Source organism: Pseudomonas sp. B414, from assembly GCF_055408445.1.
Window position 1 is genome coordinate 1 of sequence record NZ_JBUZTQ010000016.1, and the last position, 24,737, is coordinate 24,737.

Sequence of the window (24,737 nt, forward strand, 5' to 3'; positions counted from 1 at the left end):
GGCAGATACGGTGTATTTGAATCCCGAGCGCGCTGGTGCATAAGCCGTAATCGGTAGTCGCAAGAAGTACCAAGGCGACAGGTACCTTGACACGTACCGCTGTTTGACAAAAGTGAGCCGCCGTAAGGGCGGAACCCGTAGAAAGCCGTGACACATCGAATGGATATGTACTCGGTGGTTTTAACTGGAATTGCGAGTACATATCCAGCATTGAGGCCATGCCCATCGTACGGCCTTCGCTCCGGTCCTGTTACGTACGCGTGTACTGGGCAATTTCCCGTAGCTGCCTCGTTCCTTCGGCAGCTGCAGGGCGGGTATTTATCTCGCGCTCACTTCTGGCATAACACTTGCTCTGCCTAGTCCAGCACCTGTGAAAACCCCAAAGTGACGGATTATTGGCATGGCGACGAGCGACGCGGTAAATGAACCGGCCGGCAAGGGCAAACTCAAGCTGATTATCCTGGTCGTCGTGGCTGTGCTGCTGGCGATTGGCCTTTCCGTGGGCGCGACCTGGTACTTCATGCACTCCCCCAAGAGCGAGCCGGTGGCCACCGTCGATACCAACGTCAAGCTGCCCGCGATCTACGAACCCATGGCCCCGGCCTTTGTGGTCAATTTCAACGCCAATGGCCGCCAGCGCTACATGCAAGTGAGTGTGACCTTGCAGGCGCGCGACCCCGCCGATCTCAAGGCGCTGATGGTGCATATACCGGTGATTCGCAACAATCTGGTGATGCTGTTCTCCGGGCAGACCTTTGACGACCTCGCCACCCCAGTGGGCCAGGAAATCCTGCGCCAGAAAACCACTGCCAGCGTGCAGGAAGTAGCGCAGAAAGAACTCGGCAAAGTGGTTATCGACCAGGCGCTCTTCACTAACTTTGTATTGCAGTAGGATCACGACATGGCCGTGCAAGACCTGCTGTCCCAGGATGAGATCGACGCGCTGCTGCATGGCGTCGATGACGGTCTGGTACAGGCCGAATCAGCTGCCGAGCCCGGCAGTGTCAAAAGCTACGACCTGACCAGTCAGGACCGCATTGTCCGGGGCCGCATGCCGACCCTGGAAATGATCAACGAACGCTTCGCCCGCTACACCCGTATCAGCATGTTCAACCTGCTGCGCCGCTCGGCGGACGTGGCAGTGGGCGGGGTGCAGGTAATGAAATTCGGCGAGTACGTACACTCGCTGTATGTGCCTACCAGCCTTAACCTGGTGAAGATCAAGCCGCTGCGCGGCACGGCGCTGTTTATCCTCGACGCCAAGCTGGTGTTCAAGCTGGTGGACAACTTCTTTGGCGGCGACGGCCGCCACGCCAAGATCGAAGGCCGCGAATTCACCCCCACCGAGTTGCGGGTGGTGCGCATGGTGCTGGAGCAGGCGTTTATCGACTTGAAGGAAGCCTGGCAGGCGATCATGGAAGTCAATTTCGAGTACATCAACTCGGAAGTGAACCCGGCCATGGCCAATATCGTCGGCCCCAGCGAAGCTATCGTGGTCTCCACTTTCCATATCGAACTCGATGGCGGTGGCGGCGACCTGCACGTGACCATGCCGTATTCGATGATCGAGCCGGTGCGCGAGATGCTCGATGCCGGTTTCCAGTCCGACCTCGACGACCAGGACGAACGCTGGAGCAAGGCCCTGCGTGAAGACGTGCTGGATGTCAGCGTGCCACTGAGTGCCACCGTGGCCCGCCGCCAATTGCGTCTGCGCGACATCTTGCATATGCAACCCGGCGACGTGATCCCCATTGAGCTGGACGATGAACTGGTGATGCGCGCCAACGGCGTACCCTCGTTCAAGGTCAAGCTGGGCTCGCACAAGGGCCATCTGGCCCTGCAAGTGATTGAGCCCATCGACCGGCGTTAGGCGCCGGTCCCCCCCCATTTGCTGCGTTAACGAATCACTGCCCGCCGAGGAAATCCCATGGCTAACGAACACGATACAACTGCTGCAGACCAGGCACTGGCTGATGAATGGGCAGCGGCACTGGAAGAAACCGGCGATGTTGGCCAGGCAGATATCGATGCGCTGCTGGCTGCCGATGCGGCGACCAAACCGTCCTCCAATCGCCTGGCGATGGAAGAGTTCGGCAGCGTGCCGCGCACTAACAATAACCAGCCGGTGACCCTGGATGGCCCCAACCTGGATGTGATTCTGGATATTCCGGTGTCGATTTCCATGGAAGTGGGCAGCACCGACATCAATATCCGCAACCTGCTGCAACTCAACCAGGGCTCGGTGATCGAGCTTGATCGTCTGGCCGGTGAACCACTGGACGTGCTGGTCAACGGCACCCTGATTGCCCACGGCGAAGTGGTGGTGGTCAACGAAAAGTTCGGCATCCGCCTGACGGACGTGATCAGCCCAAGCGAACGCATCAAGAAGCTGCGCTAAATGAAGTGGCTTCTCGGCGGTTTACTGGCTTTGCCCTTGAGCGTGCTGGCGGCAGAACCCCTGGCCAATGCCACGGCGGCCGCTGCGCCTGTGGTTGGCAGCAGCATTGGCGGGCAATTGACGCAGCTGGTGCTGGGCTTGCTGCTGGTGCTGGGGCTGATCTTTGCTCTGGCCTGGCTGCTGCGCCGAGTGCAGCAGGCAGGGCCGCGCCAGGGTCAGGTGATCGAACTGATCAGCTCGCGCGCCCTGGGCGCGCGGGATCGGCTGGTGCTGGTACAAGTCGGCAATGAGCAGATCCTGCTTGGCCTTACGCCGGGCCGTATTACCCCGCTGCATGTGCTCAAGGAACCGGTGCAACTACCGGACACGACACAACCGGCCACCCCCGAATTTGCCAAGCGACTGATGGAAGTACTGGGCCAGCAAAAGGACAAGCCGTAATGCGTTTAGTTGTCGCGCTGTTGTTGGCGCTGGTCGCACCATTGGCGTTGGGCGCCGACCCGCTGTCGATCCCGGCCATTACCCTGGGCACCGGGGCCAACGGCCAGCAGGAATATTCGGTCAGCCTGCAAATCCTCCTGATCATGACCGCGCTGAGCTTTATCCCGGCGTTCGTCATGCTGATGACCAGTTTTACCCGGATCATCATCGTGTTCTCGATTCTGCGTCAGGCGCTGGGCTTGCAGCAAACCCCGTCGAACCAGATCCTGACCGGTATGGCGCTGTTTTTGACTATGTTTATCATGGCTCCGGTATTCGACCGGGTGAACAACGACGCCCTGCAGCCTTATCTGGCGGAAAAGCTCACGGCCCAGGACGCGATTCTCAAGGCTGAAGTGCCGATCAAGGACTTTATGCTGGCACAGACCCGCAGCAGCGACCTTGAGCTGTTTATGCGCCTGTCCAAACGCACGGATATCGCCACCCCGGATGCGGCGCCGCTGACCATTCTGGTGCCGGCGTTTGTGACCTCGGAGCTGAAAACCGCATTCCAGATCGGTTTTATGATTTTTATCCCGTTTCTGATCATCGACCTGGTGGTGGCCAGTGTGCTGATGGCCATGGGCATGATGATGCTCTCGCCGCTGATTATCTCGCTGCCGTTCAAAATCATGCTGTTTGTCCTGGTCGATGGCTGGGCGCTGATTATCGGCACCCTGGCCAGCAGTTTCGGCGGAGTGTGAGCCATGACCCCAGAAGTCGCGGTTGACCTGTTTCGCAGCGCATTGTGGCTGACCACCCTGATGGTCGCCGTACTGGTGATCCCCAGCTTGCTGGTGGGCTTGCTGGTGGCCATGTTCCAGGCCGCGACCCAGATCAACGAACAAACCCTTAGCTTCCTCCCGCGTTTGCTGGTGATGCTGGTCACCCTGATCGTGGCGGGGCCGTGGCTGGTGCAGACCTTTATGGAATATATCCTGCAGTTGTACGGCAGCATTCCGCAGTTGATCGGCTAAATGTCGCTGCTCGCCCTGACGGATGCGCAGATCAGTACCTGGGTCGCCAGCTTTATGCTGCCGCTGTTCCGGGTGGGCGCGCTGCTGACCACCATGCCGATCATCGGCACGACCCTGGTGCCCAAGCGCATCAAGCTGTTTCTGTCATTGGCCATCACCCTGGCAATCATGCCCAGCCTGCCGCCGTTGCCCACGGTCAACCCGCTGGACCTCAGTGGCTTGATGCTGATTGCCGAGCAAATCGTTATCGGTGCGCTGCTGGGGTTCTCGTTGCAGCTGTTTTTCCAGGCATTTGTGGTGGCCGGGCAGATTGTCGCGATCCAGATGGGCATGGGCTTTGCGTCCATGGTCGACCCGGCCAACGGGGTTAACGTGGCGGTGATCGGGCAGTTCTTCACCATGTTGGTGACCCTGCTGTTTCTGTCAATGAACGGTCATCTGGTGGTGTTCGAGGTACTGACCGAGAGTTTCACCACCTTGCCGGTGGGCGGCGGCTTGTTGAGCAATCACTACTGGGAAATTGCCAACAAGCTCGGTTGGGTGCTGGGCGCGGCGTTGCTTCTGGTACTGCCGGCGATCACTGCGCTGCTGGTGGTCAACATTGCCTTTGGCGTAATGACCCGGGCTGCGCCGCAACTGAACATCTTCGCCATCGGCTTTCCGCTGACCCTGGTGCTGGGCATGGTGATCCTGTGGATCAGCATGGCCGACATTCTCAACCAGTATCAACCGCTGGCCTCCGAGGCCCTGCAGTTTTTACGCGAACTGGCGCAGGCGAAGTAAATGGCCGAAAGCGAGAGTGGCGCCGATAAAACAGAAGACCCCACGGAGAAACGCAAAAAAGACTCCAGGGAAAAGGGCGAGATCGCCCGCTCCAAAGAACTGAACACCTTGGCCATCATGCTGGCCGGTTCGGCGGGTTTGCTGATTTTCGGCGGCGCGCTGGCGCAGGACATGATGGAGCTGATGCGCTACAACTTCAGCCTGAGCCGTGACGTGCTGCTTAACCCCGACTCCATGGGTGCATTCCTGCTGCACTCGGGCAAGATCGCCTTGCTTGCCCTGCAACCGGTATTGATCACCTTGTTGATTGCCGCGCTGGTGGGGCCCATTTCCCTGGGTGGCTGGCTTTTCGCCGCTGGCAGCCTGGCGCCCAAATTCAGCCGTATGAACCCAGCAGCCGGGATCAAACGGATGTTCTCGGCCAAGGCGCTGGTCGAGCTGCTCAAGGCTCTGGCCAAGTTCTTCATCATTCTGATCGTGGCTTTGCTGGTGTTGAAGTCCGATATCGACGATTTACTGCGCATCGCCCACGAACCCCTGGAGCTGGCGGTGATCCACAGCTTGCAAGTGGTGGCCTGGAGCGCCCTGTGGATGGCCTGCGGGCTGATCCTGATTGCCGCAGTGGACGTACCGGTACAACTGTGGGAAAGCCATCAAAAGCTGCTGATGACCAAGCAGGAAGTGCGTGACGAGCACAAGGACCAGGAAGGTCGCCCCGAGGTCAAACAGCGTATTCGCCAGTTGCAGCGGGAAATGTCCCAGCGCCGGATGATGGCTGCAATCCCCGATGCTGACGTCATCATTACCAACCCGACGCACTATGCCGTGGCCCTCAAATACGACCCGGAGAAGGGCGGAGCGCCCATGCTGCTGGCCAAGGGCAGCGACTTTTTGGCCCTGAAAATTCGCGAAATTGGTGCCAAGCACAACATCCTGCTGCTGGAGTCCCCGGCGCTGGCGCGTTCGATCTACCACTCCACGGAACTGGAGCAGGAGATTCCGGCTGGCTTGTACCTGGCTGTGGCTCAGGTGCTGGCCTACGTGTATCAGATCCGCCAGCACCAGGCGGGCAAGGGCAAGCGTCCGGACCCGCTCAAGGATCTGCCGATTCCCCCGGATTTAAGGCGTGATGAGTAAGTGCCAGGCAGTGGCTGAGCAGGTCTGTTGTGTGTAAATAAGTTGCGTTTGCAATACTGGTTTCTGCTGCTTAATGCCTGTGTTTAAATTGCTTATAATAAAAGCCTGAAAGTTATGCCTGTCTCAGACATATCTTAAATTAAAAGCAGGTTGTAATTTAATAATACTGTTGAGTTGTATTGGTGTTGTCATAACAAATAACTTTTGTTTTTTGTTGGGGTTATCCTGCTTTTTATTTGTGTTTTTTCTGTCGCTAGCCAGAGAAATTCCCTACATATTAAATTTTGACTGACTGTTAATTTCTCTCCTGCTGCGCTCAGTGGCAAAAACACATAATGGTTTGCATCGGTTGAAACTACCGAGGCCTTACTGGCTTTATCATTGTTTTAAGTGCGTCTGCACGGGAGAGATTTAATGGGTTTTTCAATGAAAACGGCCATGGCGTCCATGGTCTTGCTGGCTGTTTCTGCTTCGGCCGTAGCAGGTCAAATTAATTTTGAGGGTGAGATTCTGGATTCTGCCTGCTCCTTGGGTGCGAGTAGTGTCGATCAGACGATTTCTCTGGGGCAGACTGCCAAGTCTGTGCTGGCATCGGGAGGTAAAAGCCCGGTAACAACCTTCAATATAGATCTTATCGGCTGCTCCCTCAGCGGCCTCACCGACAACACCGTGACGGCCACTTTCACAGGGGGCGGTTCGCAAGCTGTGCTTGGCGCATTGGCTGTTAGCGGTCCTTCGTTCGACTCGTTCGGCATCATGCTGGTTGATACCTCTGGCACTCCTATTGTTTTAGGTACCCCGACCAAAACGCAGGTGATTCAGGCCGGCAGTAATACCTTGGCTTTTAGCGCCTATCTGCAAAGTCATGCGACGAAGGCTATTAATCCAGGCGCGTACACGGCAACGACTAACTTCACCCTGGCTTACAAGTAAAGCTTTGCCCTGCTGTTGTTCATTCACCAGCAGGGTAAATTTGGCGGGAACTAAGTGTGAAAGCATTCTTGAAGTTGCCTGTTACTGGTGTGTTGTTCGTGTTTGCAAGTGTGTTTGTCGGTTGCGCTGCAGCACAAAATAATCAGGGTAGTGGTCGTGTAATGCTGGCTGGCGAAGTGATTGACTCTGCCTGTGCGCTGGATGCAAAAAGTGCAGATCAAATCATTGAACTGGATGCTCTGCCCATGGGCCGGCTTATTCGCCAGGGCGAGGGTGAGCCTCATGCTTTCTCATTGCGTTTGATCAAGTGTGCATTGACTCGCCCCGATCCTTATCGCCCCGGTACTAATTTGCCTGATTGGCAGCACCTCAGGGTGACCTTTGAAGGGCTGGCCGATGGCGATGGGCGCCTGTTTGCCACTGCGGGGACCTCAAGCGGTCTGGCCCTGCGGATTGCCGATTTGCAAGGGCAGCAAAGTACACCGGGAGTGCCGATGTCTCTGATATCGCTTACCGGAAAGGATCAAGAACTGCGCTACACCCTTCAACTGGTCGGCAATGGTCGCCCCATGGCAGCCGGGTCTCACCGTGCAGCGGTGCGCTTCAGGCTGGAGTATTTCTGAATGAACGGGCTGTTTACCTTTCGCGATCGCGCAGTCACCGCAGCGATGCTGCGTACCGGGCTGTTGAGCGGGCTGATATCGATTGCGGGCGAGGTATTGGCCGCTGAAGACATCCAGTTCAATACCGATATTCTTGATCTGAACGATCGCAGCAATATCGATTTATCACAGTTTTCTCGTAGCGGTTTTATCTTGCCGGGCAACTACCTGATGCGGGTACAGATAAACACGCACTCGCTGCCTGAGCAGCGCGTTGCCTTTTACCCTCCTGACGATGACCCCAAAGGCAGCCAGGCGTGCGTGTCTGCCGATCTGGTGGAACAATTGGGCTTGAAGAAAAACCAGATGAGCGAACTCACCTGGTGGAAAGGCGGCGAATGCCTGGACAGCAGCAGTCTGTCGGGTATGGAAATCAATGGCGATTTGAGTACTTCCACGCTGAATATCTCCATCCCTCATGCCTATCTTGAGTACAGCGCGCAGGACTGGGATCCGCCCTCCCGATGGGATGAAGGAGTGCCTGGCGTGCTGTTTGATTACAACCTCACGGGGCAATCAGTCAACCAGAGAAAAACCGCAAGCCGCAACAACCTGAGCGGCAATGGCACTTTGGGTGCCAATGCAGGGCCCTGGCGCTTGCGTGCCAACTGGCAAGGTCGTGTCGACAATGAAAGAAATGGGCATGAGCAAGGGCTTGAGTGGAACCGTTTCTATGCTTATCGGGCATTGCCTTCAATTCATTCAAACCTGATGTTGGGGGAAAGCTACCTGCATTCGGACATGTTCGACAGCTTCGGTTTTACCGGTTTCGCACTCAGCTCCGATGACAATCAGTTGCCGCCCAATTTGCGAGGCTATGCGCCAGAGGTTGTCGGTGTTGCCAAAAGCAATGCCAAGGTCACTATCAGCCAGCAGGGTCTGGTGCTGTATGAAACATTGGTCGCGGCGGGGCCCTTCCGCATCCAGGATCTCAATAATGCCATTAGTGGCAGCCTGGATGTGCGGGTAGAAGAGCAAGATGGCAGTGTCAATTCGTTCAAGGTCGAGTCATCCAGTATTCCCTACCTGACACGCCCCGGTACTGTGCGCTACAAACTGGCCGCCGGCCGGCCGAGCATGCATGGCTCAGGGCAAGGCAGAGCCTTTGGCTCGGGTGAGTTTTCCTGGGGGGTCAATAATGGCTGGTCGCTTTATGGCGGGGGCATCAGTGACAGTAACTACACGGCGTTATCGCTGGGTGTCGGGCGCGATCTGCTGGCCTTTGGTGCGTTGTCATTCGATGCTTCGCGAGCCAGAACCACGCTGCAGGGCGATACGCTATCCGGCGCCTCCTACCGTCTGAGCTATTCGAAACGATTTGAAGAGTACGACAGCCAGGTCTCCTTTGCCGGATACCGGTTTTCCGAAAAAAACTACGTGAGCGTCAGCGAATACCTGAATGCGCTTGAGTACGGCAGGCCGGAGGGAAGCAGTAAATCGCTTTATACCGCCACGTTCAACAAGCATTTTCGAGATGCCGGGGTCTCCACTTACCTGACTTTCACCGATCAGTCGTTTTGGAACCGGCCGAGCAGTCAGCGCTGGAACTTGTCGCTGGCCCGTTCTTTCAATATGGGGTCGGTCCAGAACGTGAATCTCTCATTCAACTTGTTCAGAAATCAGGAGCGAAACCAGCAGACGGGTATCAAAAGTGATAATACCGGTATGTATCTATCGCTGACCATGCCCTTTGGAAAGTCCGGCCATTTGTCTGGCAGTGCCAACAGTTCGCACAATAAAAACAGCTATTCGGCGCGTTTCAGTGACCAGTTAAGTGAGCGCAGTCAGTATCAATTGACTGCAGGCAACAACTCCGTCGGCGGTTATCTAAGCCATACCGCTGATCATGCCGATGTGTCCCTGAGTGCCAGCCTGCAAGAAAACCGCCATACCAGCCTCGGTATGTCTGCGCGTGGCGGCGCCACGGTAACGCCATACGGGGGGGCGCTGCATCGCAGTGGAGGTGCGGGCGGCACTCGCTTGATGGTCGATACCAGCGGTGTGTCGGGGGTGCCTGTGCGCGGTTATGGGCGCGCAACCACCAGTAACTTCTTTGGCAAGGCGGTGGTCCCGGACGTCAACGGTTATGTGCGCACAGTGGCCAGTGTTGACCTGGAAAATTTGCCGGCAAATGTTGAGGCGACCCGCTCCGTGACCCAGTTGACCCTGACGGAAGGCGCCATCGGCTACCGCACGCTGGATCTGGTTGCCGGGCACAAAGCCATGGCCGTGCTGCACCTGTCCGATGGCACCGTGCCGCCGTTCGGTGGCACGGTGAAAAATGAGAAACAGCAGGAAACCGGCATTATCAATGACGGTGGCAGTGTCTATCTAAGCGGCATTCGGCCCGGGGAGAAGATGGTTGTCTCCTGGGGCGGCGTCGAGCGTTGCACCCTGGTAATGCCTGCCAATTTACCGGCCGACGGGTTGGCCACCACCCTGGATCTACCTTGCCAGATGGTCATGCCTGACAACGCTACACCCGCATCTGCATCGCAGATCCAGCTTACTGATACAGAGATAACTCCATCATGATCAAGAAATTCAGCTTCGCAATGTCGGCCTCTGCCTTTGTGGCCATGTGCCTGATCAACAACGCCAATGCAGCCATTGGCCTGGATCGAACCCGTGTAGTGTTTGATGGCAGCAAAGAAGCCGTCAGCATGAACATCACCAATAACAACACAAAATTGCCTTATCTGGCCCAGGGCTGGATCGAGGATGAGCAGGGCAACAAGATCACTTCACCGTTGATTGTGCTCCCTCCTGTGCAGCGCCTGGAGCCGGGTAAAAACAGTCAGGTCAAAGTCCAGTCGTTACCGGCTATCAAGTCACTCCCTCAAGACAGGGAGTCGGTGTATTACTTCAACCTGCGGGAAATTCCGCCTCGCAGTGACAAGGCCAACAGCCTGCAAATAGCCCTGCAGACCCGGATCAAGTTGTTCTACCGCCCGGCCGCGTTGGTTCAGAGCCGACAGGAGCGGTCCGAACCCTGGCAGCAGGAACTGACCCTCACCCGTATGGGGGATCACTATCAGGTAAACAACCCTACCCCATACTACGTCACGCTGATTGATGCCCGTAGCACTAAAGACAAGGAAACCGTCGCGGATTTCGAGCCCTTGATGCTGGCACCCAAAGAGTCGTTGAAGCTGGGCGGGAGTGTAGCTGCCCTGGGCGCTAAACCCCGTTTGACCTATCTGAATGACTACGGCGGTCGCCCGACCCTGGTGTTCGGTTGTGAGGGCAATACCTGCAAGGTGGACGTGGCTGCGTCCTCGGCCAATGAGTAACGCATTGCGGGCGTGCTCGGTGGCGGGCCTGAGTTGCCTGCTGCTGTTGAGTGCCCAGCAGGCCCGGGCCGAAGCCATCCACGGCATGAGTGGAGTGCTGAATGTGTACGGTTCATTGCAGAACGCACCTTGTGCCCTGGACATGTCCTCGGCCTATCAGGATGTCGACCTGGGCAGTGTGTCTCGCAGTCAGTTGCAGCGCCCGGGCGATGGTGCAACAGCCGTTGCTTTTCAATTGCGCTTTGTCGATTGCCAGCGCGCGTCGGGCAGCCTGCAGAGTGAGCGCACTGGCAATCTGGTATGGAGTGCTTCTCAGCCGGTGGTGTCGGTCGCTTTTGTGGCTCCGGCCGATGCTGATGACCCACGGCTGGTTAAGGTGCAGGGGATTACCGGGATGGGGTTGCACCTGACCGATGCCCTTGGGCGGGACGCAGCCTTGGGCAGTCGCGGTGAACCTCTGTTTTTGCAGCATGGCAACGACACCCTGACCTGGAACGTGCAGCCAGTGCGCACTTCGGCTGCGCTGAGCAACGGAGCATTCCGGGCGGCCGTTGATTTCAGGCTTGTGTATGAATGAGGTGGAGCGATGAGCATGTCAATACATTGGCGGGCAGTAACTGCATTGGGCAGTTTGTTGCTGATCTGCTGTCAAGGTGCTTATGGGGTCAATAATATAAGTATCAGCGGCACAGTCCTTCTGCCTCCGCCCTGTGTAGTCAATCCAACAGGGACGGTGACTGTAGCGTTTGGAAACGACCTTGAGGCGTCTAAGATTAACGGCATCAATTACAGCCGACCGGTGTCGTACACCGTGATCTGTGGGCCGCAGTCAACCACCTCAATGACCTTGAAGTTCACCGGAGCAGGCGCCACGTTTGACGGCATGGTCCTGGCTACCAATAAAGATGATCTTGGTATCAGGCTTAAACAGGGAGGATCTAACTGGAATCGCAATGCCACTGTGAATTTCACTTACCCGAACTATCCAGTTGTGACGGCTGTACTTGTAAAAAGAGCTGGGAGCACGTTAACGGAAGGGACATTTTCTGCTGTAGCTACATTAGTAGCTGAACTGAGATAAGGAGGTAATAGTGATGAGGCGTAACCAACAATTTGCACTTTTTGCAGCGTGTGCCATTGGCTTTTGCAGTAACGCAATGGCCAATCTCTCGTTTACAGGCACCCTGAGAGTACCGCCGCCCTGCACCATAAATAACGGTGCCACTATCGCAATCGACTTCGCAGAAATGGGCACCAATAGAGTCGATGGAACAAACTACAAAAAAACGTTGACTTACTCAATTAGCTGTACGAGTAGCACAATGCCGTGGAGCATGTACTTGACGGTGACGGGTGTGGCAACGGATTTTGATCCGGCAGCTGTGAAGACCGATAAGGATCACCTTGGCATCAAGATACTGCAAAATGATCTGCCATTTACACTCAACACAAAGGTGCAAATTACCGCGGCAAACCCGCCGACGCTGAAAGTGGTTCCGGTCAAGAGGCCTGGTGCCACGCTGGGCGAGGGTACTTTTAATGCTGTAGCAGTACTGGTTGCTCATCACGAGTGAGAAGGGTGGTCTTATGCAAGTTGAAAGCAAAAGCCAGCGCTGGCAACCTGCAGTTATCGCGCTGCTGTTAGGTGTGTCTTTGATGCGCGCAGATGACGGCCTGGAAGCGAGCACCCTGGCCCTCAAAGGGGCACTGGTTACGCAAGCCTGCACTATAAAGGCTGGCGACGAGGCGCTGGCGATTGATTTTGGTGCGGTCACCAACGCTGACCTTTATCTTAACTTGCGTACTGTTAGCACGCCTATCCAGATTCACCTTGAAGGGTGCAACACAACTATTGGCAACATGGTGACAACCACTTTCAGTGGTAGCGAGAGCACCCAACTGCCGGGTTTCCTGGCGCTGGGCGGCACCGTTGCAAAAGGGGTGGCGATCGGGCTGGAAACACGCGGGGGCGTACTGTTGCCGTTAAATGTAGTCGGTGACAGGCAGGTATTGAATAATGGCGCTAACGTAATTGCCTTCCAGGCATTTATCAAAGCGGAGCCGCAGGCTCTTGCCAATCGATCAATACAGCCTGGGCAATACACGGCTGTTTCGACTTTTACGTTGGGCTACCCTTAAAGGTATGCCACTTTTGTAGTGTTGTTTTATAGTGAAGAGTTGTATATGAAATATCTGATTGGGGTGATGTTTTTGATGCTGGCACAAGTTGCCAGTGCACAATTGTGTCGAGTAAATAATGGTCCTTGGATGAATCCATTGTATGGTGAAATCAACGTTAATGTTGATTTTGAACCTGATTATACTAATAACGCTTTTAAGGCAGTAGGTTACAGGCTTGAGTGTAAGCATGACAAATGGCCTGTATCATCCCACGCTTTGGATGTATTGACATTGAACAATTCTGTTGGGTTTGTAATGCCATACTTTAACATGCTCCATAACTTTTTTTTCAATGGTACTCCTAGGGGGTTGCCTGTTCCGGCGGGGCTTCTCATCGGTAGACAGGAAGCTAACGCTTCTTCCACGGTTATGACAGGAGGCCCGTCTTTTCTGTTAAGTCCTCAAACAGCACTTACTCATGTAAATATTGTTAAGGGTCAACAAATGGCTTATTTGTTATTAAGACTGAAGACCTGGAGGTTTTCGGTGGTTGAGACGGACATCAATGTGCGTGTCAATTTCTATGCGAATAACTCATACAGTACGAATCCGGCTACCTGCACAATCAATAATAACAATCCAATTGACGTGAACTTTGGCTCGGTGGACCCGCTTGTGTCCGGGGGAGACTCATCAAGCCTTACGCCCTATAGTACAACGGTCAACCTTAATTACTCATGCCCTACTGCCGGTATATCCTCCGTTGTGTATACTAAACTGCAGGGGACTGCCTCTTCGTTCAATCCAAGCGCCCTTGCCACCAGTAATGAAAATCTTGCAGTCGCGATGACGCGTGGTACTTCGGTAGTGGCTCTGGGAAGTTCTTTCAATACCACTGTCACCAGAAGTTCAGGCAGCAACACGGTGAACTTTAAGCTTATCCGCAAACCCGGCAGTGTACCTGCAGGAGGGCTTTTCAATGCGAATGCCACGTTGATCTTGAGCGCGCCTTGAGTTTTTGCATTCAGTACAAAAAATTCCAGTCTGCCTCATGATGATCAAGGCCCTTGTGGCCTCAACCGTGGGAGCGAGCCTGCTCGCGAAAGTTTCAAGAAGGTCGCAATTAGCCAGTAAGCACGGGCTATCGTTTACGGGCATCGCGGGCAAGCCCGCTCCCACACAAGCACCTCTTGTTTAAATCAGGCGGGCTTTGCAATTCGTTCCGGTCAAGAGGACGGGTTTCTCGCTGAGCGCAGGTAATATTACTGCCACTGCCTCCTTGGTGCGGCCAGATCATGCTTGGTAGTGCCTTGGGTCTGACGGAACCTTCCGTACCCATTTAGGGACATGGATGACATATATCGCTCAGCCGATCAGGCAGGGTATTTGTCATGATCCCTGTTACCCACCTCCATCAGCTCAACACCGAACAACTGCTCAGTTTCGCTGCGCAGTTGCTTGGGCATGTCGAGCGTCTTGCTAAAAAAGTGTTGCAGCTAAAGCCCTGTAACCAGCCGCTTACCCACGATATCGCTCAGCTCAAGCATCACTGCTTCGCTAAGGTTGCGAGTCGTTCAGCCTTGGCCCCACAGCCAGCGCCATCTCCAGCACGTCAGCCACCCAAGCGCACTGCGCTTGCTCCTGAGTTTTCTCGCACGCTGATCCAGATGCCCATGTACTTACAGTGTTCTTTTATATTGAGGAGATTTGTATGAAATATCTGGCCGGGTTGATGTTGCTGATGCTGGCCCATGTTGCCTGTGCAGCACAAGTAGAGTGCCAATTAAATGGGAGTGTCTGGTATGATGTGCAGACGCACGGGTTTACTGCCTATGTCGAAGTGGCAGCAAACAAAAGCATCAATAAAGTATTGCTGAATCAGTATGTATTGAACTGCAGGCAAACGTGGCCGGATACAATTTCGCCTGTTCTAACTGTAACAACCGCGTCCGATGCTGTCAGGTTTCACCCGCAATATAGTCATCTTCGGGGCGGCCTGGTGACGTCGACTAATAGTTACTATCCGACACCTGTGCAGTCTGGTGTTCTCTTGGGGAAACATGTCGCAGGGCCTTATGTGCGCGTGATAAGTGGTGTGTATTTGGATATCGTTACGACGCCTGGCAAATATATTGAGATCAAGGATAAGTCACTCATTGCTACCGTCAATTTGGAGATGCGCCTCTCAAGTGTCATATTTCCGGCTCAACTTTTCACAACGTTTATCAATATCCATGCTGATAACAAACTCAATTTGAGCCCGTCAACCTGCACGATTAATAATAACAATCCAATTAATATTGACTTTGGTTCGATTGATCCTCTTGCAATCTCAGGGGATATACCAGAGGGCACACCCTACCGGCGAACTGTCGTTCTGGATTATTCATGCCCGGATGCCGGTATTGATTCACCCATAGATATCAAGTTTCTGGGTAGCCCCTCTTCGTTCAACCCACGTGCCCTTGCCACCAGTAATCCTGATCTGGCCACCGCGATGATTCATTTCAGTTCGCTAGTACCACCGGGTGGTTCTTTCAGAACCAATATCACCAACAGTTCAGGGAGAAACACTATGTTGTTTACGCTTTTCCGCAGAACAGGCAGCGTGCCTAAGGCAGGGCCCTTTGATGCGAGCGCCACGTTGGTCTTGAGCGCGCCTTGAGTTTTTGCATTCAGCACAAAAAATTCCAGGCTGCCTCCGGATGATCAAGGCCCTTGTGGCCTCAGCCGTGGGACGAGCCTGCTCGCGAAAGTTTCAGCAAGGGCGCAATTAGCCAGTAAGCACGGGCTATCGTTTACGGGCATCGCGAGCAAGCCAGCTCCCATCCAAGTGCCTTTTGGTTAGGTCAGGGGGGCAATGTTGTTCACTTAAGCGATTTCAACCCCTGTGGGAGCGGCGGTGCGACGATTCGACTTGCCCGCGATGATCGTAAACGATGACGCGCATTTACTTAGTAAATGCGGCGCCCAGAAGACCATCGCGGGCAAGCCCGCTCCCACAATTGAGTAGCGTTGCTCTTAAGTGAACAGCATTGAGGTCAGGGGGGGGCTTTTGATTTTGATATGGCCAATGGCCAAAGTTGGAAGGGTTCTTGCACAGGCAGGCTCTACGGCGCATACGGCGTCAAAAGTTTGCTAAAGGTTTGTCGCAATGTCCCTGGATCGCTCTCAGTTAATCAACACCGCACGCAGCGGCCTGGCCGGTTTGGGGCAGGGGCAGTTGGGTGTGCCGTTGTTGTTGCTGGTGATGCTGGCAATGATGATGTTGCCGATCCCGGCGTTCCTGCTGGATGTGTTTTTTACCTTCAATATTGCGCTGTCGATTGTGGTGCTGCTGGTGTGCGTCTATGCCTTGCGGCCTCTGGATTTTGCGGTATTCCCCACTATTCTGCTGGTCGCCACCCTGATGCGCCTGGCGCTCAACGTGGCCTCGACCCGGGTGGTCATGCTCCACGGCCAGGAGGGCCACGCCGCAGCCGGCAAGGTGATCCAGGCCTTCGGTGAAGTGGTGATCGGCGGCAACTATGTAGTGGGTATCGTGGTGTTTGCGATCCTGATGATCATCAACTTTGTGGTGGTGACCAAAGGTGCCGGGCGTATTTCCGAGGTCAGTGCACGTTTTACCCTCGACGCCATGCCCGGCAAGCAAATGGCCATTGACGCCGACCTCAACGCCGGGCTGATCGATCAGAACCAGGCCAAGATGCGCCGTCAGGAAGTCGCCCAGGAGGCCGAGTTCTACGGCTCCATGGACGGTGCCAGCAAATTCGTACGCGGTGACGCCATTGCCGGTCTGTTGATTCTGTTTATCAACCTGATCGGTGGCATGGCCGTGGGTATCTTCCAGCACGGCATGACCTTTGGCGAAGCGGGCAAGGTCTATGCCTTGCTGACCATCGGTGACGGTTTGGTGGCGCAGCTGCCATCGCTGCTGCTGTCCACTGCTGCCGCGATCATGGTGACCCGTGCTTCGGGCTCCGAAGACATGGGCAAGCAGATCAATCGCCAGATGTTCGCTTCGCCCAAGGCGTTGGCAGTGTCGGCAGGCCTGATGGCGGTAATGGGGATTGTGCCGGGCATGCCGCACTTCTCCTTCCTTAGCCTGGCTGCAGTCGCCGGTGGCGTAGCGTATCTGATGTGGAAAAAGCAGAACGTGGTCAAGACTCAGGCCCTGCAAGAAGTGCAGCGCCAGCAGGAGCTACTGCCATCGCCTGCGCGTGCTCAAGAGACCAAGGAGCTGGGTTGGGATGATGTCACGCCCATCGACATGATCGGCCTTGAGGTCGGCTATCGGCTGATCCCGCTGGTGGACCGCAATCAGGGTGGCCAGTTACTGGCGCGGATCAAGGGCGTGCGTAAAAAGCTGTCCCAGGACCTGGGCTTTCTGATGCCCACTGTGCATATCCGCGACAACCTCGACCTGGCGCCCAGTGCCTACCGCCTGACCCTGATGGGGGTGATTCTGGCCGAAGCCGAGATCTACCCCGACCGCGAAATGGCGATCAACCCGGGCCAGGTATTTGGCACCCTCAACGGGATTACCACCAAAGACCCGGCCTTTGGTCTGGAAGCGGTATGGATTGAGGTCAGTCAGCGCAGTCAGGCGCAGTCGCTGGGCTATACCGTAGTGGACGCCAGTACTGTGGTGGCAACGCACCTTAACCAGATTCTGTACAAACACTCCCATGAGCTGATCGGTCATGAAGAAGTGCAGCAGTTGATGCAGTTGCTGGCCAAGTCTTCGCCCAAGCTGGCTGAAGAGCTGGTGCCTGGGGTTCTCAGTCTGTCGCAGTTGCTCAAGGTATTGCAGGCCTTGCTGGCCGAGCAGGTGCCGGTGCGCGATATTCGCAGCATTGCCGAAGCCGTCGCCAACAATGCCCATAAGAGTCAAGATACTGCCGCTTTGGTTGCCGCGGTACGGGTGGGGCTGTCCCGCGCCATCGTGCAAAGCATTGTAGGCGTTGAGTCCGAGCTGCCTGTGATCACCTTGGAGCCAAGGTTGGAACAAATATTGCTCAATAGTTTGCAGAAGGCCGGACAAGGCCAGGAAGAGGGCGTTTTGCTGGAGCCAAGCATGGCAGAGAAACTCCAGCGCTCGTTGATCGACGCTGCTCAGCGTCAGGAGATGCAAGGCAACCCGGTTATCTTGTTGGTGGCAGGCCCGGTACGCGCGATGCTGTCGCGCTTTGGCCGTTTGGCGGTGCCCAACCTGCATGTACTGGCTTACCAGGAAATCCCTGACAACAAGCAGGTCACGATCGTTGCGACAGTAGGCCCTAACGGCTGAGGGTTTGGTTTATGCAAGTGAAGCGATTTTTCGCCGCCGATATGCGTCAGGCCATGAAGCTGATTCGTGATGAGCTGGGGGCCGACGCTGCCATTATCGGTAACCGGCGGATTGCCGGGGGCGTTGAGTTGACTGCGGCCCTGGACTACAAGTTGTCCGCGCTGGCACCCCGTGTACCGAACATCGAGCTTGAAGAAGAGTTGCGCAAGACCCAGTCGCGGATTGTTTCGGCCCAGGCCGAGTTGAGCCTGCGCGGTGACGGCGAGGCCGGTGCTGGCGATAACCGGCAGCTGTTTGCCGGGTTGCCGCTGACCGCCGCCGAGCCGTTGATTGAACCGACCCTGCAAGAGCCGCCGCGCCCTGCACCAGTGCCCGCCGCACCAACGATCGATCAGCGTGCTTTCGACAATATGCGCCACGAGTTGAATGGCCTGCGTGAGTTGCTTGAAGTCCAGCTCGGCTCGCTGGCCTGGAGCCAGTTGCAGGATGCCAAGCCTGCGCAGGCCAATCTGTGGCGCCGCTTGCAGCGTATCGGCCTGTCCGGGCCGCTGTCGCGGGATTTGCTGGCGCAGGTGGCGGGTATCGAAGAACCACGCCAGGCCTGGCGGATGCTGCTGGCGCACCTGGCGCGAATGATCGCCACGCCGGAGCTGGAGCCGCTGGAAGAGGGCGGGGTGATTGCCATGGTCGGCCCTGCCGGGATGGGTAAAACCACCACGCTGGCCAAGCTGGCGGCGCGTTATGTGCTCAAGTACGGCGCGCAGAATATCGCCCTGGTGAGCATGGACAGTTTTCGTATTGGTGCCCAGGAGCAACTCAAGACCCTGGGGCGGATTCTCAATGTACCGGTGACCCACGTTGCTCCCGGCCAGTCCCTGGGGCAGACCCTGGAGCCGCTGGTGCGCAAGCGCGTGGTGCTGGTGGATACCGCTGGCCTGCAAGCCAGCGACCCGGCGCTGCGCCTGCAGCTTGAAAGCCTTGCCGGGCGGGGGATCAAGGCCAGGAATTATCTGGTATTGGCCACCACCAGTCAGAAGCAGGTGCTGACGGCCGCGTACCTCAGTTACAAGCGTTGCGGATTGGCCGGTTGCATCCTCACTAAACTGGATGAAACAGCAAGCCTGGGCGAAGTGTTGAGCCTGGCGATCAGTAACGATCTGCCGGTGGCCTACCTCACTGACGGGCCACGGATTCCGGATGACCTTCACTTGCCGCGGCGGCACCAGTTGGTGAGCCGCGCAGTGAGTGTGCAAATGCAGGAAGAACCCAGCGAAGAAGCCATGGCTGACATGTTCGCTGATATTTACCACAGCCCGCCCAAGCGGGTTGGCTGAGGTAGCAAGATTACGTTGCAATGTACCTACATCTGATGGTCTGAAGGTTTTGTTCCGCTGGGGAACGAGCAGCCAACGCATGTAGCCGCGTCTAAGTAAGACAAGGTAAAGAAAGATCATGGGCAGCATGCATCCCGTACAGGTGATCGCAGTGACCGGCGGCAAGGGTGGCGTCGGTAAAACTAACGTGTCAGTCAACTTGTCCATCGCCTTGGCCGAGCTGGGCAGGCGCGTTCTGTTGATGGACGCGGACCTGGGGCTGGCGAACGTCGATGTTCTGTTGGGCCTGACCCCCAAATTCACCCTGGCCGATGTGGTCGAGGGGCGTTGCGAGCTGCGCGACGTATTGCTCCAGGGCCCTGGCGGAATTCGCATCGTGCCGGCGGCCTCGGGCACCCAGAGCATGGTGCATCTGAGCCCGGCCCAGCATGCCGGCTTGATTCAGGCGTTCAGCGACCTTGGCGATAACCTGGATGTGCTGGTGATCGACACCGCCGCCGGGATCGGCGAGTCGGTGGTCAGCTTTGTCCGCGCCGCCCAGGAAGTGCTGCTGGTGGTCTGCGACGAACCGACTTCGATCACCGATGCCTATGCGCTGATCAAACTGCTCAACCGCGATTACGGCATGAACCGCTTTCGTGTGCTGGCGAACATGGCCCAGAGCCCGCAGGAAGGCCGTAATCTGTTTGCCAAGCTGACCAAGGTCACCGACCGCTTTCTGGATGTGGCCCTGCAGTACGTGGGCGCCGTGCCCTACGATGAATGCGTACGCAAGGCCGTTCAAAAGCAGCGCGCCGTCTACGAAGCGTTTCCGCGCTCCAAGTGTTCGTTGGCGTTTAAAGCCATTGCACAGAAAGTGGATACCTGGCCGTTGCCCGCCAACCCCCGGGGGCACCTGGAGTTTTTTGTCGAGCGTCTGGTGCAGCAAGCAGGAGGGCGCTTTTAATGACAGCCAGCGGCTATCGCATGTACAGCAAGTCGTCGCGTGACAGCCAGTATGAGCTGATCGAGCGCTACGCGCCCCTGGTCAAGCGCATTGCCTATCACCTGCTAGCGCGCTTGCCGGCCAGTGTGCAGGTGGATGACCTGATCCAGGCCGGGATGATCGGCCTGCTGGAAGTGTCGGGTAAATACGACGCGAGCAAGGGTGCGAGTTTCGAGACCTATGCCGGGATTCGCATCCGTGGCGCGATGCTCGATGAAGTGCGCAAGGGCGACTGGGCACCGCGCTCGGTGCATCGAAATACGCGCATGGTCAGTGATGCCATTCGGGTAATTGAAGCAAAAACCGGTTGTGACGCTAAAGATCATGAAGTTGCGGCCGAACTCCAGTTAAGCCTTGATGATTATTACGCCATCTTGAACGACACCCTGGGCAGCCGCCTGTTCAGTTTCGACGATCTGTTGCAGGACGGCGAACACGAAGGGCTGCATGAAGATGGCGCAAGTGCCCACCCGGAGCCGTCGCGGGATCTGGAAGACGAGCGCTTCCAGGCCGCCCTGGCCGATGCAATTGCCCACTTGCCCGAGCGTGAACGGCTGGTGCTGGCGCTGTACTACGACGAGGAGCTGAACCTCAAGGAAATCGGCGAAGTGCTGGGGGTCAGCGAGTCCCGGGTCAGCCAGTTGCACAGCCAGTGCGCCGCACGTCTGCGTGCACGCCTGGGGCAGTGGCGGGCGCACTGAAGGCAAGGCGCGCACTTATTGTGGGAGCGGGCTTGCTCGCGATGGGATCGACACGGTGAATCAGAAAAACCGCGCCGCCCGCATCGCGAGCAAGCCCGCTCCCACAGTCGATTTAGGCTGTGTTTGATAACGAATTGATTGAATGGCGCGTTCAGGAAGTGAGCGCGCTAAAGACTGCTTGGAGGTCGAATTGGACAAGAACATGAAAATCCTCATCGTTGATGACTTTTCAACGATGCGGCGGATCATTAAAAACCTGTTGCGTGACCTCGGGTTCACCAACACGGTCGAGGCGGATGACGGCATCACGGCGTTGCCGATCCTCAACCTGGGGCAGATCGACTTTCTGGTGACCGACTGGAACATGCCGGGCATGACCGGTATCGAGCTGCTGCGCCATGTGCGTGCAGACGAAAAACTCAAGCACCTGCCGGTGCTGATGGTGACCGCTGAAGCCAAGCGCGAGCAGATTATCGAAGCGGCCCAGGCCGGTGTGAACGGTTATGTAGTCAAGCCGTTCACGGCGATTGCACTCAAAGACAAAATCGAAAAGATCTTTGATCGCATCGGTTGATCGGTTGCCTGGGGGCGCTATGGAGCATAACGAAGCTACACAGGGCGATTTTGAATCGACCCTGAAAAAACATGCTCACGAATTGGTCGAAAGCCTTGAAAGAGGCCAGTTTGGCGATGCCGTGCAGTTGATTCACGAACTCAACCAGACCCGCGATCGCGGGCTGTATCGCGAAGTCGGCAAGCTGACCCGAGAACTGCACAGTGCCATTGTCAATTTTCATATTGATCCGAGCACGCCGCAAGCCGAAGAAGTGTCGCAGATCACGGATGCCACCGAACGTTTGGCCTATGTTGTGAAGCTCACGGAAGCGGCAGCCAATCGGACCATGGACCTGGTGGAAAACAGCACACCGCTGGTCAACGGTCTGGGTCAGGAAGCCAAGGCCCTGAGTGCAGACTGGGGGCGCTTTATGCGTCGCGAAGTCGGTGCCGAGGAATTTCGCGAGCTGGCGCGTCGGGTTGACAGTTTTTTGACACGCAGCGAAACGCAAAACCAGGTGGTCTCCGCCAACCTTACGGATATTTTGCTGGCTCAGGATTACCAGGACCTTACCGGTCAGGTGATCAAGCGCGTGACGCAATTGGTGACGGATGTTGAGAGCAATCTGCTCAAGCTGGTGCTCATGGCCAGCCAGGTGGACCGCTTTGCCGGGATCGAGCACGACCGCGATGCACTGCGCGCTGAAAATAATTCGCAAAAAAACCAGGCCAAGGGTGAAGGTCCGCAGATTCATGCCGATACACGTAATGACGTCGTATCCGGTCAGGATGATGTAGACGATTTGCTGTCCAGTTTAGGTTTTTAGGACTGGTGGACGTGCGGGCGCTGTTGCCCGGCGCTACGAGCCTATTTCAAGGAGCACGTACATGAGCTTCGGCGCCGATGAAGAAATCCTTCAGGATTTTTTGGTTGAAGCCGGCGAAATTCTGGAGTTGCTGTCCGAGCAACTGGTCGAGCTGGAAAGCCGACCGGATGATGCGGATTTGCTCAATGCCATTTTTCGCGGTTTTCACACTGTAAAAGGGGGCGCCGGCTTCCTGCAGCTCCACGAATTGGTGGAGTGCTGTCATATCGCCGAAAACGTCTTCGACATCCTGCGCAAGGGTGAGCGCAGCGTCGACGCCGAGTTGATGGACGTGGTGCTTGAGGCCCTGGATGCGGTCAACGGCATGTTCAGCGAAGTGCGCGAGCGCCGCCCGATCACTGCGGCAACCCCCGAGTTGCTGGCGGCGCTGGCACGTTTGGCCGAGCCTGCGGCGGCGCAGGTTGTGGCTGCACCCGCAGCTGTGGCGGTGGTTGCAGTTACAGCCCCGGTGACCGATATCAGCGACAGCGAATTTGAACAGTTGCTCGACTCGCTCGATGCGGTCAAGGCGGCTGCAGCCGAGCCGCACGCGTCGGCATCGGCTGAGATCGCGACCAGCGACGAAATCAGCGACGCCGAATTCGAATTGCTGCTCGACCAGTTGCACGGCAAGGGCCAGTTTTCTGCGGATGCTGCGGTGGTTGCCGCTGTGCCCGAAGAGGCACCTGCCACGCCCGCCGAAGTCAGTAACGAAATTACCGACGACGAATTCGAAGCCTTGCTTGATCAGTTGCATGGCAAGGGTTCGTTCAGCGCCGATGCGCTGGAGACTGCAGCAGTTGAACCTGCGCTGACGGATGCAGCGCCTGCAGGTAACCCGGATCTGATCAGCGATCATGAGTTCGAAGCCTTGCTCGATGAAATGCACGGCAAGGGCAAGTTCAGTGCCGACTCTGCTGCGGTCGTGGCCACGCCTGCAGCGGTCAAGCCTGTGGCTGCTGCTGCTGCTGCTGCTGCGCGCGCGGCCCCGGCCCGCGCTGCGGTGGCGCCGGCGGAAAAACCGGTCGCCTCCGAAGCTGAAACCACAGTACGGGTCGATACCGCCAGGCTTGACGACATCATGAATATGGTCGGCGAGCTGGTGCTGGTGCGTAACCGTCTGGTGCGCCTGGGCCTGAACAGCCATGACGAGGAGATGGCCAAGGCGCTGTCCAACCTTGATGTGGTTACTGCCGACCTGCAAACCGCGGTGATGAAGACGCGCATGCAGCCGATCAAGAAAGTCTTCGGGCGCTTCCCGCGTCTGGTGCGGGATCTGGCCCGTCAGCTGAAAAAGGAAATCAGCCTGGAGCTGGTGGGCGAAGAGACCGATCTGGACAAAAACCTGGTCGAGGCCCTGGCCGATCCACTGGTCCACTTGGTGCGCAACGCCGTCGACCACGGTTGCGAAACCCCGCAAGAACGTGCCGCCGCCGGCAAGCCGAGCTGTGGCCGGGTGATCCTGTCGGCTGAGCAGGAAGGCGACCATATCCTGCTGTCGATCTCCGATGACGGCAAAGGCATGGACGCCAACTTCCTGCGTTCCCTGGCCGTGAAAAAAGGCCTGATGGACAAAGATGCCGCCGATCGCCTGAGCGAGAACGACTGCTACAACCTGATCTTTGCTCCGGGTTTTTCGACCAAGACCGAGATCAGCGATGTGTCCGGGCGTGGCGTGGGCATGGACGTGGTGAAAACCAAGATCGCCCAGCTCAACGGCTCGTTGAGCATCGAGTCGGCCCTGGGCCGTGGCTCGAAAATCGTGATCAAGGTGCCGCTGACCCTGGCCATCATGCCGACCCTGATGGTGATGCTGGGCAATCAGGCGTTTGCTTTCCCGCTGGTCAACGTCAACGAAATCTTCCACCTCGACCTGTCGCGCACCAATGTGGTGGACGGCCAGGAAGTGGTGATCGTGCGCGACAAGGCCCTGCCATTGTTCTACCTCAAGCGCTGGCTGGTGGCCTCTGCGGCCCATGAAGAGCAGCGCGAAGGGCATGTGGTGATTCTGTCGATCGGCACCCAGCGCATCGGTTTTGTGGTCGATCAACTGGTCGGTCAGGAAGAGGTGGTGATCAAGCCGCTGGGCAAAATGCTCCAGGGCACGCCCGGCATGTCGGGCGCCACCATTACCGGTGATGGCCGTATTGCCTTGATCCTGGATGTTCCGAGCATGCTCAAGCATTACGCATCACGGCGTATTTGATTCTGGTGAGTCGGGG

At 56.6% G+C, this 24,737-nt stretch carries 25 protein-coding genes; all 25 read left to right on the forward strand.

The features are described 5' to 3' along the window. The first annotated feature begins 400 nt into the window (after positions 1-400). The 25 genes from fliL (at position 401) to ACZRMH_RS14940 (ending at position 24,721) form a co-directional block, all read left to right on the forward strand. Positions 401-892 carry a flagellar basal body-associated protein FliL gene (fliL, locus tag ACZRMH_RS14820; protein WP_464014013.1) on the forward strand — a complete coding sequence of 164 codons (492 nt, stop codon included), beginning with the start codon at positions 401-403 and terminating at the stop codon, positions 890-892. 9 nt (positions 893-901) lie between these two features. Continuing rightward, positions 902-1,870, forward strand: a complete 969-nt coding sequence (gene fliM, locus ACZRMH_RS14825; protein WP_464014014.1) for a flagellar motor switch protein FliM — start codon at positions 902-904, stop codon at positions 1,868-1,870. A gap of 57 nt (positions 1,871-1,927) precedes the next feature. Continuing rightward, entirely contained in the window at positions 1,928-2,398 is a 471-nt protein-coding gene (fliN, locus tag ACZRMH_RS14830; RefSeq protein ID WP_464014015.1) for a flagellar motor switch protein FliN, read from the forward strand. Then, positions 2,399-2,839, forward strand: coding sequence for a flagellar biosynthetic protein FliO (gene fliO, locus ACZRMH_RS14835; protein WP_464014016.1), 441 nt, complete (start codon positions 2,399-2,401; stop codon positions 2,837-2,839). Beyond that, positions 2,839-3,582, forward strand: a complete 744-nt coding sequence (gene fliP, locus ACZRMH_RS14840) for a flagellar type III secretion system pore protein FliP (RefSeq protein ID WP_464014017.1) — start codon at positions 2,839-2,841, stop codon at positions 3,580-3,582. The genes fliO and fliP overlap by 1 nt, the downstream gene beginning before the upstream one ends. 3 nt (positions 3,583-3,585) lie before the next feature. Next, the gene (gene fliQ / locus ACZRMH_RS14845) at positions 3,586-3,855 is read left to right on the forward strand and encodes a flagellar biosynthesis protein FliQ (RefSeq protein WP_095002603.1); all 270 of its coding nucleotides are present in this window, start codon (positions 3,586-3,588) and stop codon (positions 3,853-3,855) included. Next, positions 3,856-4,638, forward strand: coding sequence for a flagellar biosynthetic protein FliR (gene fliR / locus ACZRMH_RS14850; protein WP_464014018.1), 783 nt, complete (start codon positions 3,856-3,858; stop codon positions 4,636-4,638). Then, on the forward strand, positions 4,639-5,775 hold the full coding sequence (flhB, locus tag ACZRMH_RS14855) for a flagellar biosynthesis protein FlhB (RefSeq protein WP_464014019.1): 1,137 nt from the start codon (positions 4,639-4,641) through the stop codon (positions 5,773-5,775). 414 nt (positions 5,776-6,189) lie between these two features. Then, entirely contained in the window at positions 6,190-6,708 is a 519-nt protein-coding gene (locus tag ACZRMH_RS14860; RefSeq protein WP_464014020.1) for a fimbrial protein, read from the forward strand. Between the two features lie 56 nt (positions 6,709-6,764). After that, positions 6,765-7,331, forward strand: coding sequence for a fimbrial protein (locus ACZRMH_RS14865; RefSeq protein ID WP_464014021.1), 567 nt, complete (start codon positions 6,765-6,767; stop codon positions 7,329-7,331). Further along, complete coding sequence (locus ACZRMH_RS14870) at positions 7,332-9,905, forward strand: fimbria/pilus outer membrane usher protein (RefSeq protein WP_464014022.1); 2,574 nt, start codon at positions 7,332-7,334, stop codon at positions 9,903-9,905. Next, positions 9,902-10,663 (forward strand): fimbria/pilus periplasmic chaperone, encoded by a 762-nt coding sequence (locus ACZRMH_RS14875; protein WP_464014023.1) that lies wholly within the window; start codon positions 9,902-9,904, stop codon positions 10,661-10,663. The genes ACZRMH_RS14870 and ACZRMH_RS14875 overlap by 4 nt, the downstream gene beginning before the upstream one ends. Then, on the forward strand, positions 10,656-11,240 hold the full coding sequence (locus tag ACZRMH_RS14880; RefSeq protein ID WP_464014024.1) for a fimbrial protein: 585 nt from the start codon (positions 10,656-10,658) through the stop codon (positions 11,238-11,240). The genes ACZRMH_RS14875 and ACZRMH_RS14880 overlap by 8 nt, the downstream gene beginning before the upstream one ends. A 9-nt stretch (positions 11,241-11,249) precedes the next feature. Then, entirely contained in the window at positions 11,250-11,744 is a 495-nt protein-coding gene (locus ACZRMH_RS14885) for a fimbrial protein (protein WP_464014025.1), read from the forward strand. A 13-nt stretch (positions 11,745-11,757) separates the two neighbouring features. Continuing rightward, on the forward strand, positions 11,758-12,237 hold the full coding sequence (locus ACZRMH_RS14890; protein ID WP_464014026.1) for a fimbrial protein: 480 nt from the start codon (positions 11,758-11,760) through the stop codon (positions 12,235-12,237). 13 nt (positions 12,238-12,250) lie between these two features. Then, on the forward strand, positions 12,251-12,802 hold the full coding sequence (locus ACZRMH_RS14895) for a fimbrial protein (protein WP_464014027.1): 552 nt from the start codon (positions 12,251-12,253) through the stop codon (positions 12,800-12,802). A 45-nt stretch (positions 12,803-12,847) separates the two neighbouring features. Further along, complete coding sequence (locus tag ACZRMH_RS14900; protein ID WP_464014028.1) at positions 12,848-13,798, forward strand: fimbrial protein; 951 nt, start codon at positions 12,848-12,850, stop codon at positions 13,796-13,798. A gap of 697 nt (positions 13,799-14,495) precedes the next feature. Beyond that, the gene (locus tag ACZRMH_RS14905) at positions 14,496-15,449 is read left to right on the forward strand and encodes a fimbrial protein (protein ID WP_464014029.1); all 954 of its coding nucleotides are present in this window, start codon (positions 14,496-14,498) and stop codon (positions 15,447-15,449) included. 495 nt (positions 15,450-15,944) lie between these two features. Then, complete coding sequence (flhA, locus tag ACZRMH_RS14910) at positions 15,945-18,074, forward strand: flagellar biosynthesis protein FlhA (protein WP_464014112.1); 2,130 nt, start codon at positions 15,945-15,947, stop codon at positions 18,072-18,074. Between the two features lie 11 nt (positions 18,075-18,085). Then, positions 18,086-19,408, forward strand: coding sequence for a flagellar biosynthesis protein FlhF (flhF, locus tag ACZRMH_RS14915; RefSeq protein ID WP_464014030.1), 1,323 nt, complete (start codon positions 18,086-18,088; stop codon positions 19,406-19,408). A gap of 118 nt (positions 19,409-19,526) precedes the next feature. Continuing rightward, on the forward strand, positions 19,527-20,354 hold the full coding sequence (gene fleN / locus ACZRMH_RS14920; RefSeq protein WP_016781547.1) for a flagellar synthesis regulator FleN: 828 nt from the start codon (positions 19,527-19,529) through the stop codon (positions 20,352-20,354). Continuing rightward, positions 20,354-21,094 carry an RNA polymerase sigma factor FliA gene (fliA, locus tag ACZRMH_RS14925; RefSeq protein WP_464014031.1) on the forward strand — a complete coding sequence of 247 codons (741 nt, stop codon included), beginning with the start codon at positions 20,354-20,356 and terminating at the stop codon, positions 21,092-21,094. The genes fleN and fliA overlap by 1 nt, the downstream gene beginning before the upstream one ends. Positions 21,095-21,296: 202 nt before the next feature. Next, positions 21,297-21,668, forward strand: coding sequence for a chemotaxis response regulator CheY (locus ACZRMH_RS14930; protein ID WP_464014032.1), 372 nt, complete (start codon positions 21,297-21,299; stop codon positions 21,666-21,668). Positions 21,669-21,687: 19 nt separating this feature from the next. Further along, positions 21,688-22,476: a protein phosphatase CheZ gene (locus ACZRMH_RS14935; protein ID WP_464014033.1), complete on the forward strand. Its 789-nt coding sequence runs from the start codon at positions 21,688-21,690 to the stop codon at positions 22,474-22,476. 61 nt (positions 22,477-22,537) lie between these two features. Continuing rightward, positions 22,538-24,721: a chemotaxis protein CheA gene (locus ACZRMH_RS14940; protein WP_464014034.1), complete on the forward strand. Its 2,184-nt coding sequence runs from the start codon at positions 22,538-22,540 to the stop codon at positions 24,719-24,721. Positions 24,722-24,737 lie beyond the last annotated feature (16 nt).

Coding starts and splice junctions, on each gene's coding strand:
- flhB (WP_464014019.1), top strand. CDS start 4,639: ATGGCCGAAAGCGAGAGTGGCGCCGATAAAACAGAAGACCCCACGGAG.
- ACZRMH_RS14935 (WP_464014033.1), top strand. CDS start 21,688: ATGGAGCATAACGAAGCTACACAGGGCGATTTTGAATCGACCCTGAAA.
- fliO (WP_464014016.1), top strand. CDS start 2,399: ATGAAGTGGCTTCTCGGCGGTTTACTGGCTTTGCCCTTGAGCGTGCTG.
- ACZRMH_RS14940 (WP_464014034.1), top strand. CDS start 22,538: ATGAGCTTCGGCGCCGATGAAGAAATCCTTCAGGATTTTTTGGTTGAA.
- ACZRMH_RS14905 (WP_464014029.1), top strand. CDS start 14,496: ATGAAATATCTGGCCGGGTTGATGTTGCTGATGCTGGCCCATGTTGCC.
- ACZRMH_RS14860 (WP_464014020.1), top strand. CDS start 6,190: ATGGGTTTTTCAATGAAAACGGCCATGGCGTCCATGGTCTTGCTGGCT.
- ACZRMH_RS14930 (WP_464014032.1), top strand. CDS start 21,297: ATGAAAATCCTCATCGTTGATGACTTTTCAACGATGCGGCGGATCATT.
- fleN (WP_016781547.1), top strand. CDS start 19,527: ATGGGCAGCATGCATCCCGTACAGGTGATCGCAGTGACCGGCGGCAAG.
- fliM (WP_464014014.1), top strand. CDS start 902: ATGGCCGTGCAAGACCTGCTGTCCCAGGATGAGATCGACGCGCTGCTG.
- fliL (WP_464014013.1), top strand. CDS start 401: ATGGCGACGAGCGACGCGGTAAATGAACCGGCCGGCAAGGGCAAACTC.
- fliR (WP_464014018.1), top strand. CDS start 3,856: ATGTCGCTGCTCGCCCTGACGGATGCGCAGATCAGTACCTGGGTCGCC.
- fliN (WP_464014015.1), top strand. CDS start 1,928: ATGGCTAACGAACACGATACAACTGCTGCAGACCAGGCACTGGCTGAT.
- flhF (WP_464014030.1), top strand. CDS start 18,086: ATGCAAGTGAAGCGATTTTTCGCCGCCGATATGCGTCAGGCCATGAAG.
- ACZRMH_RS14895 (WP_464014027.1), top strand. CDS start 12,251: ATGCAAGTTGAAAGCAAAAGCCAGCGCTGGCAACCTGCAGTTATCGCG.
- ACZRMH_RS14875 (WP_464014023.1), top strand. CDS start 9,902: ATGATCAAGAAATTCAGCTTCGCAATGTCGGCCTCTGCCTTTGTGGCC.
- ACZRMH_RS14870 (WP_464014022.1), top strand. CDS start 7,332: ATGAACGGGCTGTTTACCTTTCGCGATCGCGCAGTCACCGCAGCGATG.
- fliP (WP_464014017.1), top strand. CDS start 2,839: ATGCGTTTAGTTGTCGCGCTGTTGTTGGCGCTGGTCGCACCATTGGCG.
- ACZRMH_RS14890 (WP_464014026.1), top strand. CDS start 11,758: ATGAGGCGTAACCAACAATTTGCACTTTTTGCAGCGTGTGCCATTGGC.
- ACZRMH_RS14880 (WP_464014024.1), top strand. CDS start 10,656: ATGAGTAACGCATTGCGGGCGTGCTCGGTGGCGGGCCTGAGTTGCCTG.
- fliQ (WP_095002603.1), top strand. CDS start 3,586: ATGACCCCAGAAGTCGCGGTTGACCTGTTTCGCAGCGCATTGTGGCTG.
- fliA (WP_464014031.1), top strand. CDS start 20,354: ATGACAGCCAGCGGCTATCGCATGTACAGCAAGTCGTCGCGTGACAGC.
- ACZRMH_RS14900 (WP_464014028.1), top strand. CDS start 12,848: ATGAAATATCTGATTGGGGTGATGTTTTTGATGCTGGCACAAGTTGCC.
- ACZRMH_RS14885 (WP_464014025.1), top strand. CDS start 11,250: ATGAGCATGTCAATACATTGGCGGGCAGTAACTGCATTGGGCAGTTTG.